Origin of the sequence: Singulisphaera sp. GP187, from assembly GCF_900129635.1 — a bacterium.
GTDB lineage: Bacteria > Planctomycetota > Planctomycetia > Isosphaerales > Isosphaeraceae > Singulisphaera.
This window is the reverse complement of record NZ_FSRB01000002.1, coordinates 2,649,560-2,669,965: the sequence shown is the minus strand read 5'-3', so window position 1 is coordinate 2,669,965 and position 20,406 is coordinate 2,649,560. Positions and strand designations below refer to the sequence as shown.

Below are 20,406 nucleotides of genomic sequence, written 5' to 3'. Positions count from 1 at the left end.
CGTTTGCGACATCCCAATCGCGGCGTCTTGAAATGAGCCTCCCGAGTTTTTTTCGAAATCTTCAGTCCGATCGGTAACGTTCCGTCGCGTTTCCCAGTTTTCAGAAGAGAGGGATCGTTCCGAAGTCGTAACCGGTCCGGGATGCGAGTCCCGGGCCGAACTCCTTCTCGCCGCCCGTGCGGCTGACCCCGCGTCCCACACAGGGCGTTGGTCTCGGACCGTCCGCTCCAGCCGGGCCCTCATCGCCGAGCTCCACCCCCCAGAGAGAACACTCCCATGTCGTTCGCATCACGGATTTCCTCCCTGATCGCGCCCCGCGGTCGCTCGCGAGTTAAGGCCGTTCGCCGCAATCGGGCGTTCGGAGTCAATCGCGGGGCGTTTCTCGAACCGCTGGAAGCCCGCCTGAACCTCTCGGCCGCGTTCCCGGAGTTCGTCGACCCACACCCGGTGGTGGGCAACCAGTTCGGGGCGGTCGTGGTGCCGCTGAGCACGGGAAATGTGGTCATTACCTCACCCTTTGACGACGCCGGGGGGTCAGACGCGGGCGCGGTCTATCTGTTCAATGGTGCGAACGGCACCCTGATTAGCACGCTGCGAGGTTCGCATTCTGGCGACAATGTCGGAAGCGACGGTGTGACTGCGCTGGGCAACGGCAACTACGTGATCGCCAGCTCGGGTTGGGATAACGGGACCACCTTTAACGCAGGTGCGGCGACGTGGGGCAGTGGTACTGCGGGGGTCGCGGGGATCGTCTCCGCCGCCAACAGCCTCGTCGGCGTCTCGGCAGGCGACAGTGTCGGTAACGGCGGTGTGACGGCACTGACCAACGGCAACTATGTGGTCCGCAGCTCGACGTGGTCCGCTACCAAAGGTGCGGTGACGTGGGGGAGTGGCGTCACAGGGATTGCGGGGGCAGTCTCCGCCTCGAACAGCCTCGTCGGCACTACCGTCGATGATCAGATCGGTAGCAGTGGCGTGACAGCGTTGACTAACGGCAACTACCTGGTTCGCAGTGAGCGTTGGGACAACGGCGCTGCCGACAGAGCCGGAGCAGTAACCTGGGGCAGCGGAACCACAGGGATTACCGGGGTTGTGTCTTCGGCCAACAGCCTCGTCGGCAGTACCACCGGCGATGCGATTGGCGCCAGTGCGGTGACAACGTTGAGCAATGGCAATTATGTGGTTTCCAGCTCGTCCTGGGATAACGGTCCCGGCAAAGCCGACGCCGGGGCGGTGACGTGGGGCAGCAGTACTTCAGGGGTCGCGGGGACCATTTCTGCCCTCAACAGCCTTGTCGGGAACAAAGCGGGCGATGCTCTCGGCAGTGGCGGCGTGACGGCGCTGAGCAATGGCAACTACGTGATCGCCAGCGTGTACTGGGACAATGATGCACTTGGAAGCCTCGACGCCGGTGCCGCGACGTGGGGCAGTGGTACCACGGGAGTCGTGGGGACCATTTCCGCCTTCAACAGCCTTGTCGGGAGCAAGACCGGCGACAACGTCAGCAATGGCGGCGTGACGGCGCTGACCAATGGCAATTACGTGGTCGCCAGCCCGTTCTGGGACAACAGCGCCATCGCTAATGCCGGTGCCGCGACCTGGGGCAGCGGTACCTCTGGGGTCGTGGGGCTCGTCTCCTCCACGAATAGCCTTGTCGGCACGACGGTCAGCGACCGAGTCGGAAATGTTGGGGTGACGGCGCTGTCCAACGGCAATTACGTGGTCGCGAGTTCGCTCTGGCTCAACGGCACAGGTGCCGCGACCTGGGGAATGGGTGCCTCGGGGATTGTTGGGGCCGTTTCCACCTCCAACAGCCTTGTCGGGAGCCAAACCGGCGACAGCGCAGGCAGTGGCGGTGTGACCGCACTGACTAACGGCAACTACGTAGTCACCAGTACGGGCTGGGATAACGGCGCCGTCGTCAACGCCGGAGCGGCAACCTGGGGCAGCGGCACCACGGGACGCACGGGGACCATCTCCGCCTCCAACAGCCTTGTCGGAGACAAGGCCAACGACAATGTCGGGGCGGTCGTGACGGCTCTCAGCAACGGTAATTACGTGGTCTCCAGTACGGGCTGGGACAACGGCGCCGTCGTCAACGCCGGAGCGACAACCTGGGGCAACGGTACCTCGGGGGTCGTGGGCATCCTCTCGGTCGCCAACAGCCTCGTTGGTTCCACCGCCAGCGACGGCAGCAGCGGCGGCAGCGTGATTGCACTTGGCAACGGCAATTACGTAGTCCGTACTCTGGGCTGGGACAACGGCGCCATCGTCAACGCCGGAGCGGCAACCTGGGGTAACGGCACCACGGGAATTACGGGGACCATCTCCGTCACCAACAGCCTTGTCGGTAGCAAGGCCAACGACAGTGTCGCCAACCTTGGGGTGACGGTGCTGAGCAACGGCAACTACGTGGTCGCCATTTCGGCCTGGGATAACGGCACCTTCGCCGATGCCGGGGCCGCGACCTGGGGCAGCGGGGCAACGGGAGTCTTCGGGGCGATCAATGCTTCCAACAGCGCCATTGGTACCGGCGCCTCCTCCGGCCTCCAGGCCGTTGTGTTGGATAATATCAACAATACCTATTTCGTAAGGTTTCTTACCGAAGGCGGCGGCCGCGTACGGGTTGGCTCGCAGTTGAGTGGGTTCCTGAATCACACGCCCACGAATCTCTCGTTGTCTAATAGCACGATCCCCGAGAACCAGCCAGGCGGCCTTCCCGGCACTATCGTTGGTACATTCAGTACGGTCGATCAGGATCCCGGAGACGTCTTCACATACAGCCTGGTGGCCGGAACTGGCGGCGCCGACAACTTCAACTTCTCGATTGACCCTGCCGGGCATTTGATGGCCCCGTTCACTTTCAATTATGAGGTGAAGAACAGCTATTCGATCCGAGTCCGGACGCGGGATCAAGGCGGCCTCTTCTTCGAACAGGTCTTCACGATCAGTGTGACGAACGTTAACGAACCGCCGGCCATCGCCATGCAAGACTTTCTCGTACCGGAAAATACGGCGAACGGCGTGATCGTCGGGACGGTGGTGTCCAGTGATCTGGACGTGGCGGACACGAAGACCTTCAGCATTACTCTGGGGAATAGTCTCGGAGCCTTCGCGATCAGCGCCGCGGGCGTGATCACCGTGGCCGACTCGACTCGGCTCGACTATGAGACGAACCCAGGGTTCTACCTGCAAGTGAAGGTCACAGATGGCGGCGGCCTGTTCGCCAGCAACACGGTGTCGATCCTCCTGACGAACGTCAACGAGGCGCCCACGAACACGGCGCTGTCGGCCAGTTCGATCCCCGAGAACCTACCGGTGGGGACCACGATCGGCGCGTTCACAACGAGTGACCCGGACCACGGAAACAGCTTCATATACACACTGGTGAGCGGGACGGGTGACACCGACAACGCGAGCTTCAGCCTCGACCCGGCCGGGCAATTGAGGTCGGCGGCGAGCTTCGATTTTGAGACCAGGAGTACCTATTCCATCCGGGTGCGCAGCACCGACCAAGGCGGCCTGTTCGTCGAGCGCGTCTTCCCAATCGCTGTGACCAACGTGAACGAGGCGCCGACGATCACGGCCGACGTGGCGGCCGTGACCGTCGACGAAGGGGGCGACGCGACCAACAGCGGCACATTCTCCGACATCGAAGGCAACACCACCGTCGTCGTCACGGCCAGCATCGGGACAGTCACGCAGAACAACACCAACGGGACGTGGAGTTGGTCGCTCAACGCGGCCGACGGCCCCTCGGGTCCGCTCACCGTGTCCATCACCGCGAGGGACAGCCAGAACGCCACGGCGATCGCCACCTTCATCTACACGGTCGACAACGTCCTGCCGACCATCTCGCTGAGCGGCAACGCCACCGTCGACGAAGGCTCAGCCTACACGCTCCACCTGGGCTCCGTCACCGACCCCGGCCAGGACACCATCACGTGCTACCGGATCGACTGGGGCGACGGCGTCATCGACAGCTTCACCGGCAATCCCGCTGACACGACGGCCACCCATACCTACACCGACGGCCCCTCCACCCAGACTTACACCGTGACAGTGACCGACGAGGACGGCCTCGACATCCTCGCCGGCAGCCTGAGCGTGACCGTCAACAACGTGGCCCCGACCGCAGCGATTCTGACCAACAGCGGGATCAGGTACGGCACCGCGGTAACCGCTGCCTTCGCCGACATGTTCGATCCGTCGATCGTCGACACAGCGGCCGGCCTCCACTTCGTTTTCTCGATCGACACCGACACCACGGGATCGATCACCTATGCAGATAGCAGTACGTCATCTTCGGCGAATTTCGGCATCCTCAACGCGGGCTCATACACGGTCTATGCCCGCATCATCGACAAAGACGGCGGTTCCAGCACCTACACGACGACCATCACGGTCAATAAGGCTGACGCCGTTTTCTCCCTGAGCGGCTACGCCGTGACCTACGATGGCACCGCGCACTCCGCCACCGGGACCGCCATCGGTGTGATGGGTGAGGTCCTGAGCGGTCTGAACTTCGGTGGTACGACGCACACCGACGCCATCGCCGCCCACGCCGACATCGTTAGCTTCACCGACGTCACGGGCAACTACAACGACGCCAGTCTCTTGGTCACCGCCGGCATCGCGAAGGCAAACGCGGTGGTGACGGTCTCCGGGTATAGCGGCAAGTACGACGCGGCGTCGCATGGCGCCACCGGAACCGCCTTCGGCGTGGGCGGCGCCGACCTCGGCGCGGGCCTGAGCCTGGGGTCGCGTTTCACCGACGCGCCGGGTGGGACCGCGCACTGGAGCCTCACCGGCGGCGCCAACTACTACGACCAGGCGGGCGACGTCGCCATCGCCATCGCCAAGGCCGACGCGACGGTTTCCGTCGCCGGCTACAGCGGCATTTACGATGCGGTGGCGCACGGGCTCGTGGGCACGGCCCATGGGGTGAATGGCGAGCCGCTCGGTGGGCTGGTCCTCGAAACCGGTCGCGCCAATGCCGGCACGAGCACGGTCGGGTGGACGTTCACCGGTGATCGGAACTACCGGGACGCGAGCGGAACGCAAGACGTTGTGATCGCCCAGCGGCCGATCACCGTCACGGCCGACTCGCAGACCAAGAGCACCGGCCAAGCCGATCCCGACCTAACATACCGGATCAGTGCCGGCAGTCTCGTTGGCGATGACGGCCTCACAGGACGCCTGTCGCGCGAGCCCGGCGATACCACGGGTACCTACGCGATTCGCCGGGGCACGCTCGACGCGGGACCGAACTACGCGATGAGCTTCGCCGGGGCCGACCTGGTCATCACGGTCGCGACCTCGAGCCTCTCGGGCACGGTGTTCGTCGACTTCAACAACGACGGACAGGTCGACTTCGGCGAGCAGGGCATCGCCGGCGCGACCGTCCACCTCACCGGCACCGACGACCTGGGACGTGCCGTGGACCAGGTCTTGCAGACCGACCTCGACGGGGCCTATGTCTTCCGGTTCCTCCGGCCCGGGAACTATCGTGTTAATGAGACGCAGCCCGCCGGGTATGCCCAGGGGACGAACACGGTGGGGACAGTCGGCGGCACGACTTCGGGCGACGCCTTTGCGGTGACCCTGGCCGCCGACCTGACCGGGCTGAACTACAACTTCGGCGAGCGGCCCGCCGCGACCGGCTCGCTTCAGCGCGGTCAGACGGCGGGCATCGGCTTCTGGAACAACAAGAACGGCCAGGCGCTGATCAAGTCGCTGAACAACGGACCGACCAGCACCCAGCTCGGCAACTGGCTGGCGGTCACGCTCCCCAACCTGTACGGCGCAACGGCCGGGGCATGCAGTCTCGCTGGCAAGACAAACGCACAAGTCGCCGCCTTCTACCAGAGCCGGTTCGTGCTCAAGGGGACCAAGGTCGACGCGCAGGTGCTGGCCTCCGCGCTGTCGGTGTACGTCACCAACGCGACCCTCGATAGCAGCCACGTGGCTGAACGCTACGGGTTCACCGTGACGCAGTACGGCTTCGGGGCCACGGGGCTGTTCAACGTCGGCAGCTACGGTTCTGTGTTCGGTGTCGCGAACAACACCCAAGTGACCGTGCTCGACCTGCTGTTCGCGGTCGACGACCGCTCGGCGGTCGGCGTGCTGTTCAAGGGTGACACTGTCAAGCGGCTGATCGCCGACCTCGTGTTCGGTCTGATCAACGAGATCGGTGGCATCTGATTCCGCACTTCCGGTGTGGCCCGTCCGGGCGAGGGACATCCCGCGCCCGGAATGCCAGCACGGTGCGCCTGCACCTGGGTGACCAGGTGGACGCCAGGTCGTACACGGTCTCGATGGCCAGTCTCTCCACTTCAAAAAAATGGTCAGGAACTCCGGGCTAGGAACGCGAGTGTCATGTTACGTGAGAGCGACGCGCCGCAACAATGCAATCAAATCGCGACGACTGGAGATTTTGAAATTGCCGATGTTACAGTTCGCGAAGCTTACGCGGACCACACTCGGAACCCAACAAGGTCTCGCAACCGAAAAGTCGAGCTGAGTCCCGCCGAGGATGCCTCCACGCGATCTTGCTCGCGATGACTCTCAGGCACTACCGTCAATCGCCGGGGCACTGTCGCAGACTATAAATTTAAAAATGTTGATTTTATAGCCATGCATCAGCCTCGAACGAACATCATCGCCCGATCCTTCCGAATCCTCCTACCGTGAGGCGACTCCTTGTACATCAAATCATCTTTCTTGCCGTCGTGGCTTTTCCCGTTCGAGAGGAAGTGTCCGATTTCGTGGGCCAGCGTCTCAATCATCCGAGGCGTTTCACTGGGCTGCTTCCATTTGCGTGATTCGATGATGGTCTGATCGCCAAGGGTCATTCCGTTTGCGTCATCCACGGGTTGATTCAAGAGGTAAACCATCAGGCCCGCGGCGGGATGGTTACCGAAGAAACGCAGCTCGTTCCGGGTCACGGCTTGCTCGAGGTTGGCCGGGCCGGGGGGGAGTTTGATGGGGGTGCTCCCCTCGCTGCCGTCAAATAGCCCTAACCACTCCAAGGAAATGCCAGCCTGGTCGAAGATGATCTTGTTCGCCTCATCATGCAGGACCCTGGTGTCCCACTTCGCCGCGTTGACGAGGCGGTAGTAGGCGATCGGCACGGTCCGCTGCTTGACCACGTCCACGAGCAGCCGCGCCGCCACCTTACTCGACTTCGGGTCGATGGCTTGCACCTCGTACGACCCGACCCGCCACCCGCGAAGAACGACGATTTGGTCGGTCGCGCTGATCCGCTTTCGTTCTAATGCCAGCCCCGCCCCGCCATCTTGCGCTGGCTTCGCGCCCTCGATGACAGCGGTCCTCCTCCCTTCGCCGTTGGTTCCGAGTGGAGCGGGAACCGGGGGAGGGGCGGGGGCCTCGGAGCCTCCGGTCACCCTGAATTCCAGATCCTCGTGACCCTGAACGAGTTTGACGTCTCGAGTCAGGTTTTGCGGAACCATTTGCCAGGGCGAGGTGGGGTCTGTGCCGTCGAAACCCATGAAGTCCGCGACTTGCACGAATGAAGCCATTGCTAAGCTTTCTTAGTTTGCTTTGACGGAGATGTTAGCGTGCGAACGCTTTAGGTATATTGATCTTGCGGTGGCGGGTTAGCGGCGAGTCCACTTTCTCGGTTGACTCCCGGAATAAGCTACGACTCGCGTCGTGGCCGGTGACGCGGGGGGAGGGAGACGTCTGCAACAATTTTGATCAACGAATTTATTGGGATCATCGTGCCGAGTTTTCGCTCGGTGAAGGGCCGCCACTCGGCTACGATCAGGCTAAGAAATTCGGATCCAGGACGTTGATCCTCTGTGTGTTTCACCGCGTGCTTTTCCCGAGGGGTTCCCATGACCAGATTCTCGGCCGCTCTGCTGGTTGCTATTCTGGCGTTTGCCGTTCCGCGGGAAGCGTCGGCGTTGATCGTGGGTGGGGTTGGAAGCAAGCCGGTTGATGACCCGGGCTGGCCCCAGGGGGCCGCCGCGATCTTCAATCAGGCAGGCCGCATCGCCTGGTGGGAGGGGCCGCCGTTCGGCGGTGGACAATGGCATGCTGAATGCCGCGGTGACGCCAAGTCGTTGACCGCCGTCCTGGGGAATTTTGCCAAGCTAGATGCGAAGCGCAAGCGGATTGTGGTGCATGACGGCACCGGTCAGAGCTTCTGGCTCGCCCCGAACCAGGAGCCGGAGAAGCGGGAGGCGGCGAAGATCCATTGGATTTTCATGGTCTGGCAACCCGCCAACTGGGAACGCCTGCACGCGATGCCCGCGGACCTGAACCCGACCGATCCCGGTGACAACTCCCCACCCGCGCAGATCGACGTCTTCACCGCCGAGCTCAACTGGGCTGATGTGACCGTCCCGAACGGAATCGAGGTCGTGGACCAGCGGCTGGGGGCCCACGGGTTCTCGGCCGCCGACGGAGTCGTGATCGAGGGCAAGTTCACCGAGCTCGGGACCGGACAACCGATCGCCGCGACGATGAAGCTGCAACGCGTCGAGCCGCGGCAGGAGGGCGGGTATCTCTACCCGGTGATCGCCGAAACCAAGGCAGACGCCCAAGGCCGAGCAGTTCTGAAGCAGGCACCGGCGGGGTGGGTTCGTGTGGTCGTCGAGGCGGACGGCTTTGTGGCTCGAGTCGCCGGCTATGCCAGGTTCGACGAGCAGCCCCGATGGCAGTCGCATGAGTGTGGCCTCGCACGCTCCGCGCACGTCGCGGGGCAAGTGACCGACGAGGACGGCAAGCCATTGCGGGACGTCGATGTCCGGCTCGATAACGTCTTGCCGCCCACCGGCGGCCGCTACGAAGCGCCCGGGGGGTACACGTTCAAGACGGACACCGAGGGCTGGTTCCGGGCCGAGCCGATCCCGGCGGGCTCGGCCACGGTCTGGCTCCACAAGCCGGGCTATTGCCGCCCGGGGCGGGGCCTTTCGATTACGATGCCAAGTGCCGATGTCGATCTTCAAATGATGAAATCTTCCGGCGTTCACGTCACGGTGGATTTTACCGGCAAGGTGCGCCCCGACGGCTACATGGTCTCGATCAAGCCCGAGGGCGGTGAGGTCGTCGGTTCCTACGGTGGGTCGGGGAACATCGACGTCAAGAACCAGATAACTTTCGAGAGCGTGCCCCCGGGCCGGTATGTTCTCCGGGGCCAGCCGAATCCCGGCTCGAGCAACGAGCAGACCGAACCGTTTACGGTCGACCTGAAGGGCGGCGAGGTTTTCGAGGTCACGCTGAAGCCAAAGTAAGCGCCAGAGCGTCAGACGTTCTTCCTCCGCCGGGGTGCCATTCCCCTTTTTGAGAGGGCCAAGAGCGGTTCAACTGCGGGTGGCTCACATCTTGGGTGGCTGGCGTCCGTATTCGGCCCCCAGGCTTCTGGCTATGGCACGGGGACCGAGTATGGACCCCAGCCACCCAGATCACCACGTCCGTGATCGATCGGATCAAAAATCGCCCGAAATTCCGACGGGACCGCTTGCGTGCGCCCGAAGGCTGAAAAGTGTCATTTGCCGGGTCGTACAACCAACAAGAGTCGCGCGGCCGGACTTGTCATCACGATCCCGGTCGTGAAGAAACGACGTTTGTGGAGACTGTCGCCACGTTCCGGGTTTTCCGCCCGAACCCGGGTGGCCCGGACAACTTGCTTGTCCGGGCGGCGAAGCCGCAAGAGGCGTCCGGTCGGCCGCGACTTTCGCTCGGGCCGGGCCAAACCCAAAGCCTCTTGTCGCTTCGTTGCGATTCGTCGCATCTTCTCGATCTGTAATGCGTTTGTAAAGGAGGACTTCTGACATTACCCGATGTTCCGCCATCGGTCTGCTACCCCAGCGGGCGTCGCCGGCAACGGCGGGGTCCGGAGCCTGGGGGACAACGAAACCTCGATCCTCGGATCGGCCGTGGACGCGCGAGCCGACACGGCGACTGCCAGCATCACGGCGGTCGGGGGCCAGCAGTCCGGGACAAGGTCAACCCAGGTGAAGTACGGATAAAGGCCGTGACAGGAAACAAGCCACAGATGCTGTCAGGCTTGGACCAAAAGGTATGTGGTCAGGCACAGGGGCTTGAAGCTCCCCTGTCGCGGATGGTGCACCACCGGCCGAGACGCACAACCTAACCCCCGGGGCGATCGAGGAGGTGAACGAAGTAACCCCGTTGTCTCCCCGTGAGGGAAGGCGGACTGTGAAGGACGCTGATGAGACAGCGGAGGAGGGATGAGGGAGGAAGCGAAGGCCGTTCGGTAATCGAGCGGATAGAAGGTGAGTCCGCCCACGGACGACATCCCTTCACCGCGAAATCGGGCTGACTTCCCTCGGGTGTTCCGTCACGAGAGAACCTCGGCCAACCGACAAAGGGAGACAAGCAGATATGTCGGCAGCAGAAATGCTCGCTGGTGCGGCTCCCGAGCGTACGCCCGACTGGCACTCCATCGAATGGAGGCAGGTCTGGCGGACGGTCCGTCGGCTCCAGGCACGTATCGTGAAGGCCGTCGCGGAGGGCAGATGGAATAAAGTCAAGGCTCTGGTCTATCTGCTCACGCACTCGTTCGGTGGCCGGGCCCTAGCCATCTTGCGAGTCGTCAGTAATTCGGGTGCAACGACTCCCGGTGTGGACGGGATTCTTTGGGACACACCGGAAGCCAAGTCAACCGCCTTCGGCACCCTGCGTCGGCACGGTTACCGACCGCAACCGCTCCGCCGGGTGTACATACCAAAGAGCGACGGTAAATTGCGCGGCCTCGGGATCCCCACGATGACCGATCGGGCCATGCAAGCATTACACTTGCTCGGTCTCGATCCCATCGCGGAATCGCAAGCCGACGGTCATTCCTATGGCTTTCGACTCGAACGCCGTTGCGCCGACGCCCTGGAACAGACCCATCTGTTGCTGGGCAATCGGCACGGCCCACGATGGATCTTGGAAGGGGACATCAAAGCGTGCTTTGATCGCATCAGCCACGAATGGCTCTTGACGCACGTCCCCATCGACCGGCAATTGCCGCGCCGATGGTTGGAAGCGGGTTTCCTGGAGAAGCAGTCCTGGTTCGCCACCACGGAAGGAACACCTCAAGGCGGGATCATTTCACCCGCGCTGGCGAATTGGACCCTGGATGGGCTGCAACGACTGCTCGCGGAACACTTCGCGGACACGCCGATGGGACAAGGGAAGTCCAAGGTCCACCTGGTCCGCTATGCGGATGACTTCTTGATCACCGGCACATCGAAGGCACTCCTTCGCGATCAAGTCCAACCTCTCGTGGTGCATTTCTTGAAGGAACGAGGGCTCGAGCTCTCGCACGAGAAGACCCGGATCACGCATGTGGAGGAAGGCTTTGATTTCTTGGGACAGAACGTACGACGCTATCGCTGCGGCAAGGTCTTGACCAAACCGTCCTCGAATAACGTGAAGACGTTCCTATCCAAGATCCAGGAAACGATCGACAACTCGGGCAGCCTGACGGCGGGAGAGGTGATCCAGCGTTTGAACCAACAGATCAAGGGCTGGGCCATGTATCACCGTTATGCGGCGAGTAAACGCACCTTTAGCCGCGTGGATCATCGGGTCTTTCAGATGCTGTGGCGTTGGTGTCGGCGACGGCACCGGACCAAGAGCGGGGAGTGGAACAAGAGGAACTACTTCCAGCGATCGGGCCACCGCCACTGGGTCTTCACCGGCGTGCTGCAGGGTCGGAACGGCCACGGCTATCCGATCGAGTTGATGACAGCGGCGCAGGTGCGGATCATTCGCTATGTGAAGATCCGGAGCGCCGTCAATCCCTACGATCCGCAGTGGGAAGCGTACCTGGAAGCACGAATGGGCTGGCAATGGGCCCAGACGCTGACGAGTCGCGGCCGGATCGAATACCTATGGAAGGGTCAAGAGGGCCGGTGTGTGGCCTGCGGTCAACCCCTGCGTTTCGCAGAGGAAGACTGCCAGATCCACCACCGGATGTGGCGCAGCCGAGGCGGCCCGGACAAGGTTGACAACTTGGAGTTGCTGCATGCCAACTGTCACCGGCAGATCCACGCGCAAGAACGACCGACGAAAGCGGCCGCGTCCCGCGAGGGGCGTTCGTGAACGCTTGAGCTGGATGAGGGGAAACTCTCACGTCCAGTTCTGAGGGGAGGGGGTGGCGGTAACGCCACCTCCTTACCCGGCCGACCCGGACAAGCAAGTTGACCGGGCCACCCAGATCTATCAACCCGGTGTCCTTGCTACAGTGTCCGTTTGTGCCTTGAATTCCGACCCTTTTGACGGTTTGCACCCCGAGTTGCGCCCAAACGATCGAATCGCCATTCTCGTTTTTGTGCGGACTTGCATAGAATTCATTATGCGGTGGCGTTCGATCCGCAGGCTATCGTCGGTGAGGTCGACCGACTCACCGGGCCGCCGCTGCTCTGGGTCGCTTCGGCGATGACGACTGTACCGAGGCGATTCCCGAGGAAGAATGTCCGTCACGACTCACCCCCCTGATCCAACCGAGGATTCGCGATCGCTGTTGGTCCGCCGTCCCTACGCGCTTTTCCTGGCCGGGCGGTTTCTTGGCACCTTGGCCACCGGCTCGCAGTCGGTCGTCATCGCGTGGGAGGTGTACGAACTGGCGCGTCGGGGCATGTCCGTCGCCGAGGCCTCGTTCGTGGTCGGGATGATCGGCCTGGCGCAGTTTCTCCCACTGTTTGCGCTCACGCTCGTCGCGGGTGAGGCGGCCGACCGGCACGATCGCCGCCGAATCCTCGCCCTCTGCTACTTGACTCAGCTTCTGACTTCCGTGGGGCTGGCGATTCGGTCGTCGCTCGGGGGTGGGGTCTGGCCGATCTTCGCCTTGGCCGCTCTCTTCGGATGCACGCGCGCGTTCTTTCACCCGACGGCGAGTGCCCTCGGCCCCATGCTGGTTCCGCTCCGGTTACTCCCACGGGCGATCGCGACCAATTCTCTGGTCGCCCAACTGGCGAGTATTCTCGGTCCGGCCGTCGGCGGTCTCGTCTGCGTGGTTTCCCCGAAGCTCGGCTACGCCGTCAGTGCCGGGCTCTATGCGGCCGCCGCGGCATGTGCGCTGCGGATCCGCGCGGACACCCAACCGACCTTTGAAGCGGGGCGGTCGAGGAGCGCTCAGATCCGCGAAGGACTCGGGTATGTGTGGCAGAACAAGCTGGTGCTCGGGGCCATCTCCCTCGACCTCTTCGCCGTGCTGCTTGGCGGCGCCACCGGCCTGCTCCCGGTGTTCGCCCGGGACGTGCTTGGAGTCGGCCCGCGTGGGTTCGGCCTGCTCCGCGCCTCGCCCGCGGTCGGAGCCCTGATCATGGCCAGTTATCTGGCACACCGGCCGATCCGCGCCCGCGCCGGCGTGAAGATGCTCGTGGCGGTTGGCGTGTTCGGTCTGATGACCGTGGTATTCGCCTTCTCCCGCTCGGTCCCGCTGTCGATGCTCGCCTTGGCGGTGCTCGGCGGAGCCGACATGGTCTCGGTGTTTACCCGGCAGAGCTTGGTGCAGATCGCTACCCCGGACCGGATGCGGGGGCGCGTGTCGGCGGTGTCGACGTTGTTCATCGGCGCGTCGAACGAGCTGGGGGAGTTCGAGAGCGGGGTCGTGGCGCGGGTGCTGGGACCGGTCGGAGCCGTCGCGTTCGGCGGCACCGGGGCGATGGTGGTCACGGCAGTCTGGGCCAGGCTGTTCCCGCGATTACGGGACGCGGATCGTCTGGTGTGAGGGTGGCATGTGGCCTCCTCACCCGGCGACGGCGATTCCACAAGGGGGAAGAAGTCGCCGACCCATCGCGAAGTGGAGTCGACTCCGGGGATGATCTCCAGGAGTTGGTCGACCTCGCTGAGACATGTGTTGTTGTTTTAATTTGCATGCGTAAAATGTTTTGTTGCGACAAGGTTATGCCTTGACGCATGATTCGCGAGCGAGTTGTGAGCCGAGGGCCGACGTCGATGCTACCGCCGCAGGTCGGGCGGTGAGTGCCCAGAACACGAGTGCGAGGGCACTGTAAGTGGCTCCGAGCAGGCAGACCCCAGTCCAGCCGGCCCAGGCATAGGTGGCGGTTGATGTGATTGAGCCCAGACCGCTGCCCAGTGAATAGAAGACCATGTAGCCGGCGACGAGTCGGCTGCGAGCCTCCGGGCGGAGGGTGAAGATCAGGCTCTGGTTCGTGACGTGGACGGCCTGAATCGCGAGGTCCAGGAGGATGACGCCGACGACCAATGCAGGGAGTGACTGTTGGGTGAAGCCGATGGGGAGCCATGAAATCAGCAACAGGCTCAAGCCGAGGCCGGTGGTCCAGTGCGCCATCCCGCGATCGACGAGTCGCCCCGCCCGGCCCGCCGCGAGCGCTCCCGCCACTCCCGCGAGGCCGAACATCCCGATCGCGGTTTGGGACATTGCAAGAGGCGGAGCGCTGAGCACGAGCACCAAGGAGGTCCAGAAGACGCTGAAGGCCGCGAAAATCAGCAGCGCGATTCCAGCGCGGATCCTCAGGACCGGCTCCTCCATGAAAAGCATGAACACCGAGCGAAGTAACTGCGGATAAGCGGGACGCGAACCCGCGGGTTCATGGTGCGGCAGCACCCGGAACAAGGCCCCGGCCATGAGCAGCGTGACAACCGCAGAGCAGAGATAGACCGCCCGCCAGCCGGCGCGATCCGCCAATGCACCCGCCACCACGCGTGCCAGCAGGATGCCGAGCACCACGCCGCTCGTGACGGTACCGACCACTTGCCCGCGCTCGGCAGGTGGAGCCAAGGTGGCCGCAAACGCCACCAGTGTCTGCACCACGACGGCGAGCAGGCCGACGGCCACCATGCTCACCAACAGCACCCCGACGGTGGGGGCAAGGGCCACGACGAAGAGCGCCAGCACGGACAGGAGCAACTGACTGACGATGAGCCGACGCCGATCCAAAAGATCCCCCAATGGCACCAGCAAGAGCAGCCCGAGCGCATACCCGGTCTGCGTGGCGGCGACGACGAGGCCCACCGACGCATGGCTGATCTGGAATTCACGCGCGATGGCATCGAGCAACGGGTGTGCGAAGTAGACGTTCGCAACGCTCAACCCGGCCGCGACCGCGAAGAGAACCACCACGGAGCGTGGCAGCGCAGTAGCCGGAGCCGATTCGATCCCAACGGCCCCCCCGCGTGCCGACTCCATTCTCATCCCGCAACTTCCCCGGGTAACTAACCCCTGTCGGTTCTCGATCGACATCCTCAGCTCCTTCAAGCCTTTTTGGTTGCATAATGAAACCAGTTGGATTGTGGCGGATTTGGTTTTATAATGCAACCGGAATTGCGATAAGGACGACTTGATTTGCTTCGCGGTGGGCGGGTGGCTCTGGCCGCGACTGCCGCGCACGTTCGATTCTGCCGGCACTCGGAGGAGGAAGATGGTGAAGCGGACGAGTCTCGAAGGAGCGGAGTGTCCGGTCGCGCGGTCGTTGGACGCGATCGGGGATTGGTGGTCGCTCTTGATCATTCGCGACGCATTGGATGGCATGCGCCGGTTCGGCGAATTTCAGAAGAGCTTGGGCGTCGCGAAGAATATCCTGGCGGCCCGACTTCGGACCTTGGTGTCGCAGGGCATCCTTGAGCTTGGGCCGGCCTCCGATGGGACCGCCTATCAGGAGTACGTCCTGACGGCGAAGGGGCGTGGGCTCTTCCCTGTGATCGTCGGATTGAGGCAATGGGGCGAAGACGCGTGCTACGAGCAGGAGGAGGCGCACTCCGTGTTGGTCGACCGGAAGACCGGTCGTCCCGTCCGAAGGCTGGAGCTTCGATCGGAGGACGGACGCATCCTCGGACCTGAGGATGCGGTCGTGAAGAAGGTGGCGGATTTGCCGTGATTGGCGTGCGTTATCGCTCAACGATCAAGGTAGGAAACGCTGGAGTGGACGCATCAGCATGCCTTCTCAAGGCAATTGGGGAAGCCAACGCGGGTGGTCCGCCCCTTGGTTGTCGAGTCCTCGGGTGATTTGTCTTGGGTTTTTGCCGTCGGAATCCATCACCCAGATCGCGGGTGGTCCGCCGGTTGTCGCCCGACAAAACGCGATCTGTTTACCGTCGGACGATTCGCTGGCGCGGAAATCCCAGGTCGGCGGATCGCTCTGCGTCAGAACGGTCACGCGACCGTTCCGCGGATCGAGCCGGCAGATTTCGGTGCCGCCCCGAGCGCGGTCGGGCTTGTAGTCGCGGTTGAAATGGTCAACGTCGGGGCGGTTTGACTGGAATTCCCAGGGAACTTTTGAGCCGGGAAGACGGCGCGGAAAGAGGATGTTTCCGTCACGGGTCCAGGCCGGGACGTTGGACCCGCCTCCCCGCGTTTTGGGGTCACCGTAGGTCGCGGCGAACCACATCGCCTGGCCGCTCGTGAGCACGCAGTGTTCGCTGCCATCCGCGCGGCCGATACAGACGTCGGCCCAGTCATGACCCGGATCCTTGCCAGAGATGCAGTCGACGTAGAGGATCGACCGGCCGTCCGGCGACCAACTGGTTCCGAAATAGAGGTGTTCGGGAGCTGCGGCGACTCGAACACGTTGCGAACCGTCAACGTCGCTGGTCCAGACCTGGTAGCCTTGCGGACTCGCCAGATGAAAGGCAACCCGACGGCTGTCGGGGCTGAGGCTGAGTCCGTAGGGGAGCCCCTCACCCGGTTGGGTGAATGCGTGCGCGTCAGACCCGTCGAGCCGGACACTGAAGATCTGGCCGACCTGCTTGCGGACCACCTGGACCAAGATCCGGTCTTCGCCCAGCAATAGGGCCGGAGTCATGAAAGGTGCCATTCGCTCTTTGGTACAGACCTCTTCCAATGATCCGGTTGCAAGGTCGTGCACCCACAAGTGCGTTGGCGTTTGCGTGTAGTATTCCTCGAACGACCGACCGGGGCCGTCACGCCGCGGTTCCATGCTCAGAAAGAGGACGCGGCGACCGTCGGGGAAGATCGGGCCGGGTTGCCAGGTCGCCTGGTCGAGCTTGTCGAAGGCGAAATAGCGGAGCCCGGTTCCGTCGGCGTGCACCAGAGCTGTCTTCCCTTGCGACGTAAAGAACAACCGCGCGGGCGTTGGGGGATTTCCGTCACCTGCTTGGGCCTGGGTGGCGACGGTAAACGCCGCGACGATCACGAGGAGCCCCACCGTGGTGCGACAGCCGCGGCGGGACATTCCCGTGAAGGTGAGGAGACGATGGCACGTTGGTTCATGCATAGGTTGATTGCTCGGAAACTCGGAACTCAACCGCCCACTCTTTCGCGGTTTCGAAGGGCCGCCAACGGAACGGCAGGAATATCATTGCAAGTGAAGAGTCTGTCAAAAATGAAACCGGGCCGTCTGTCTGTCCCGGAGAGCGAAATTTGCGGGAGAAACCCGTTCCCATGCGCTGCGGCCCCACCCGCCAGGGAAGACGACGCGGAGCGTCGCAGACGGCATTCCCACGCAGAGCGTGGGAACGAGATTACGGCATATTTATGATGACATTAAAGTTAACAATGATATGATTTGCCTATTGGATTGGGGCGATTGAGTCGCCAAATCGAGATTCCCGCGGCGCTCGGTATGCGATCTTGAGGTCGGGGGTCTCAAGACGTCGGTGGCCTTCGATTTTGGAGTCGAGCAGGCGGTCGAGCATGGCGCTGCTGATCTGGGTGCGTTCGACGGGGTAGGGGGCCTGTCCGGTCAGGATCATTTCCTCGATCTGGGCGACCAGGCAGGCCGAATAGGTGACGTTCGGCTTCGGTGTCAGGAAGAACTGGGTCGAGAGGATTTGTCCGCCCTTGAGACGGGTTGCGAAGGTGTAATCCTCGAGTGCGCCGTTGAGCATCAAGAGGGTGGTGCGAACTCCGTCGGTGCGTTCGATCAGGTAGGCCGTCGGGTTCTTGACCAGGCCGGGAAGGGACCCATTGTTGGCCAGGTCCTGGGGACGCGAGTCCAACTCGGAATCTCCCTGGAGCGAGTCACTCCGCGAGAGTGCGGCTTCAAGCAAGCGTTTGGACCAGAGACCCGCTTCACCGGCCTTCCAGACGGCGTCACCCTCGAGCATCTGCACCGATTTGATCCCAGTTTCGCCCCCTTTGCGGCGTTCGACCATGCATTGCATCGCTTCGAGTGCGTGGTAGTCCATCGCGTCGGAACCGCCGACGCCGACCATCAGGGCGTCCTCGATCTCCGCGTCATAGGGAACTTCGACCGGAGGGAGGCGCCAGGTGACGGGCAACGATGATCCCGCGAGGAAGGCGAATTTCAGTCGCTTCGAGTCCGCGACCATCCGAGCGGCCTTCTCCGCGCTGTAGGAGAGATGCTTGTCATTGTAGATCGGAACCGCGCGGCCGTCTTTGTCGAAAACCTCGATCGCCTGCTGGAAAAACTCGTAGCGCGGGTAGAGGGTCTGTCCTTTCGGGTTGCGGGGATAGTTGCCGTGTTCCGCGATGATGACCACTCCATCCACGGCCAGCTTGTCTCCGCCACATCGGAGTGTTTCCGCGATACTCGGATAGACGGTAAACCCGTGTTCCGCCGCGCGGTTGGCGCTGAGGTCGCCCTCGGGCTTCTGGTCGACGTAGAGGGAGACGACCTCGATTGGTGGCTTGTGCCACCGGCCGTTGAGGGGGTAGCCCACCAGAAAACGGTCGCCCATATGCTGGCTATGCGATTGGTAGGTCCAGACCGTGCTGATGATCGCGATCTTCTTGCGGGCCGTTGGCGTGGGCTCGCCCCAAGCGGAGTTGAACAGCAAGGGAGCCGCGCCCGCCGCCGCCAGAAAGTTTCGTCGAGTAAGCATTCACGACCTCCAGAATGTGGATTCGGCGGTGGGTTGGTACTGGACGGCCAGGTGCGGGGTTTCCAGGCGTTTCTGCTGCTGGAAGAGCGACTCGACGCCGCTGGCGGTCATCCCGGTGGTGAGCAAGGTCCGTTCGATCGGATAGGGGGCCTTGCCGGTGAGGAAGAGGGTCTCGATATGATGAGTCAAGGGGCTGAAGAAGTTTCGCATCGTGGAGTAGGGGAGATAAAACTGGACGGAGAAGATATCGTTGCCCTGGAGCCGGGCGGCTGCATTGCAATCGCCGACCACTCCGCCCTCGGACTTTCCACGAGCGGCCTGGAACTGAATGATGCTCGCCTTGAGTCCATCGGCGTACTCGAACCGGTAGGCGTACGAATTGGGGGCAAGCCGGCGCAGGTCGGCGTGGGAAGGATAAACGTCGCTGTAGGAGGGCCGGCTTGGGTTGAGCTGATGGCTCCGGCTCAGGCAGGCTTCCAGCAGTTTCGGATCCCAACCGCCCGCGTCCCACGAGCCGGATTCCAGCGCCTTCCAGAAGGCGTCTCCGCGCAACGCCTGGACGGCCCGCACCCCGGTCTCACCGCCGCGGCGCCGTTCCACGATCGCCTGCAAGGCCTCGATCACGTGGATGTCTCCGCCATCAATCCCACCCCCCCACACGCCGACGGCCTCCTCGACCACCGCGCCTCGGGGCAGGTCGGCCGAGGGCTGCCGCCAAGTCACGGGAAGTGACGATCCGGCCATCAGCCCAAACCCCATCGTCTTGGCGGTTTCGACCATCTCTCGGGCGTGGTCCCAACTCCATGACAGGTGCTTGTCGTTAAACAAGGGGGCCGTCTTGCCGCTCCGGCGATAGACGTCAACGACTTGCTGGAAGTACTCGTAGCGTGGATAAAGCGTTTGCCCCTTCGCGTTGGTTGGGTACTTCCCATGTTCGCCGATCAGAAGGACACCATCGACGGCCAGCGTGCTTCCCCCGCACGTCAAGGCGTCGGCGATGGTTGGGTAGATCTTCATCCCCGGATGCCGCTTCGAACGCTCTCGACTGAGGTCGTTCTTCCCAACCTGTTCGACATAAAGGGAGACCACGTCCATCGGGGGCCGATGATGCTGACCCTCCCAGCCGTACCCATCCAGAAAACGGTCGATGATGTGTTCGGAATGGGAGTATTTGTAAAAGACCGTGGTCAACGCGGCGATTTTCGGCCGGCGTTGGGCGGACCAGCCGGTACTTCCGAGAACCAAGGTTGATCCTGCGCCCGCCAGAAAATCCCGACGTGAATACCTCATTCAGCGAATCTCCTGATCGAAGCCGGGCTCACTGATCCGTCGTCCGCCACCTGAACTCGCGCGATCCCAAGCGGATCACTCAAGTTGGTTTCGGCACGGGTGGCGGCGGGCCTCCTGTTCTGTCGTCTCGGCCCTCGCGAGTCGCCCTAACGGGGCCCTGTACCCGTCCGCAAGCATTCCAAGAGTAACGGGAGACCCGAGGTTATCCAACAAAGTTACAAAAAATGTCTTTCGGAATCGAAGGGGGCTGACAGGTTTCGCGGTCGTCATCTCTGAAAAGGCGCATGAGTTGAGCGCCGGATCCATCGCCTCGCCTGGTGGCGCAAGGTATTGTGGGATGGTCGG

The 20,406-nt window shown here is 62.8% G+C and carries 11 protein-coding genes; 6 read left to right on the top strand and 5 right to left on the bottom strand.

Features of this window, described 5'->3' with window-relative positions; genetic code table 11:
* Positions 1–276 precede the first annotated feature (276 nt).
* Entirely contained in the window at positions 277–6,204 is a 5,928-nt protein-coding gene (locus BUS42_RS34675) for a cadherin domain-containing protein (RefSeq protein WP_074314776.1), read from the top strand.
* Positions 6,205–6,641: 437 nt separating this feature from the next.
* Here BUS42_RS34675 and BUS42_RS34670 read toward each other — a convergent pair whose 3' ends face one another.
* Positions 6,642–7,541: a hypothetical protein gene (locus BUS42_RS34670; protein ID WP_074314774.1), complete on the bottom strand. Its 900-nt coding sequence runs from the start codon at positions 7,539–7,541 to the stop codon at positions 6,642–6,644.
* A gap of 318 nt (positions 7,542–7,859) precedes the next feature.
* On the opposite strand from BUS42_RS34670, the gene BUS42_RS34665 reads away from it, so the two are divergent.
* The 4 genes from BUS42_RS34665 (at position 7,860) to BUS42_RS34645 (ending at position 13,714) form a co-directional block, all read left to right on the top strand.
* The gene (locus BUS42_RS34665; protein ID WP_074314772.1) at positions 7,860–9,260 is read left to right on the top strand and encodes a carboxypeptidase-like regulatory domain-containing protein; all 1,401 of its coding nucleotides are present in this window, start codon (positions 7,860–7,862) and stop codon (positions 9,258–9,260) included.
* Positions 9,261–9,809: 549 nt separating this feature from the next.
* A complete protein-coding gene (locus BUS42_RS34655) occupies positions 9,810–9,998 on the top strand; it encodes a hypothetical protein (protein WP_074314763.1) in 189 nt (62 codons plus the stop codon).
* Between the two features lie 376 nt (positions 9,999–10,374).
* The gene (ltrA, locus tag BUS42_RS34650; RefSeq protein WP_074314761.1) at positions 10,375–12,084 is read left to right on the top strand and encodes a group II intron reverse transcriptase/maturase; all 1,710 of its coding nucleotides are present in this window, start codon (positions 10,375–10,377) and stop codon (positions 12,082–12,084) included.
* A gap of 370 nt (positions 12,085–12,454) precedes the next feature.
* Positions 12,455–13,714 carry an MFS transporter gene (locus tag BUS42_RS34645; RefSeq protein WP_074314758.1) on the top strand — a complete coding sequence of 420 codons (1,260 nt, stop codon included), beginning with the start codon at positions 12,455–12,457 and terminating at the stop codon, positions 13,712–13,714.
* A gap of 174 nt (positions 13,715–13,888) precedes the next feature.
* Here the strand turns inward: BUS42_RS34645 and BUS42_RS34640 are convergent, their stop codons facing one another.
* Positions 13,889–15,157 (bottom strand): MFS transporter, encoded by a 1,269-nt coding sequence (locus tag BUS42_RS34640; RefSeq protein ID WP_410001732.1) that lies wholly within the window; start codon positions 15,155–15,157, stop codon positions 13,889–13,891.
* A gap of 232 nt (positions 15,158–15,389) precedes the next feature.
* Between BUS42_RS34640 and BUS42_RS34635 the strand changes: the two genes are divergently transcribed.
* On the top strand, positions 15,390–15,845 hold the full coding sequence (locus BUS42_RS34635) for a winged helix-turn-helix transcriptional regulator (protein ID WP_074314751.1): 456 nt from the start codon (positions 15,390–15,392) through the stop codon (positions 15,843–15,845).
* Positions 15,846–15,911: 66 nt separating this feature from the next.
* Here the strand turns inward: BUS42_RS34635 and BUS42_RS34630 are convergent, their stop codons facing one another.
* The 3 genes from BUS42_RS34630 to BUS42_RS34620 all read right to left on the bottom strand — a co-directional run bounded on the left by BUS42_RS34630 (position 15,912) and on the right by BUS42_RS34620 (position 20,061).
* Positions 15,912–17,201 (bottom strand): TolB family protein, encoded by a 1,290-nt coding sequence (locus tag BUS42_RS34630; RefSeq protein ID WP_074314749.1) that lies wholly within the window; start codon positions 17,199–17,201, stop codon positions 15,912–15,914.
* Positions 17,202–17,496: 295 nt separating this feature from the next.
* Positions 17,497–18,771 carry a hypothetical protein gene (locus BUS42_RS34625; RefSeq protein ID WP_074314747.1) on the bottom strand — a complete coding sequence of 425 codons (1,275 nt, stop codon included), beginning with the start codon at positions 18,769–18,771 and terminating at the stop codon, positions 17,497–17,499.
* Complete coding sequence (locus BUS42_RS34620; protein WP_074314746.1) at positions 18,772–20,061, bottom strand: hypothetical protein; 1,290 nt, start codon at positions 20,059–20,061, stop codon at positions 18,772–18,774.
* Positions 20,062–20,406: the final 345 nt, after the last annotated feature.